This window comes from Oleiphilus sp. HI0061 (genome assembly GCF_001635675.1).
In genome coordinates, this window is the sequence record NZ_LWFE01000248.1 from 1 (window position 1) to 655 (window position 655).

Consider the following 655-nt stretch of genomic DNA (forward strand, 5'->3'; position numbering starts at 1 on the left):
ACAATCAGGTGGTCACTTTGGTGCCGGGTTAGGCGTCATCGAACTTACGGTTGCACTGCATTACGTATTTAACACCCCTGAAGATCGTGTCGTATGGGATGTTGGACACCAAGCTTACCCTCATAAAATTCTAACAGGCCGACGCGAGCAAATATTAAAAATTCGCCAACATGACGGCCCTGCGGCGTTTCCCGCAAGAGAAGAAAGTGAATACGACACCTTCGGTGTCGGGCATTCTAGCACCTCAATCAGTGCAGCTCTTGGCATGGCTCTGGCTGCAAAAATGCAGTCCAGCTCTCGCAAGTCTATCGCAGTGATTGGCGATGGCGCTCTAACAGCAGGCATGGCATTTGAAGCAATGAGTCATGCCGGAGATATCGCTCCTGACATGCTAGTTATTTTAAATGACAATGACATGGCGATTTCGGACAACGTAGGCGGTTTGAAGAACCATCTGGCGAGAATTCTGTCAGGAAAAACATACAATCAGATGCGCGATGGCGGCAAGCAAATTCTGAGCAGCACTCCCGGCCTAATGGAGTTTGCCAAGAAAACTGAAGAGCACGTCAAAGGCTTGGTTGCACCCGGTACGCTTTTTGAGGAATTAGGCTTTAACTACATTGGCCCTATCGATGGTCATGACTTGCCAACCTTA

1 protein-coding gene is annotated in these 655 nt (G+C 48.9%); it reads left to right on the plus strand.

Annotated elements, in window-relative coordinates:
• Positions 1-655, plus strand: a 655-nt coding sequence (locus tag A3735_RS03155) for a 1-deoxy-D-xylulose-5-phosphate synthase N-terminal domain-containing protein (RefSeq protein WP_231882352.1), incomplete at both ends; no start/stop codon positions are given.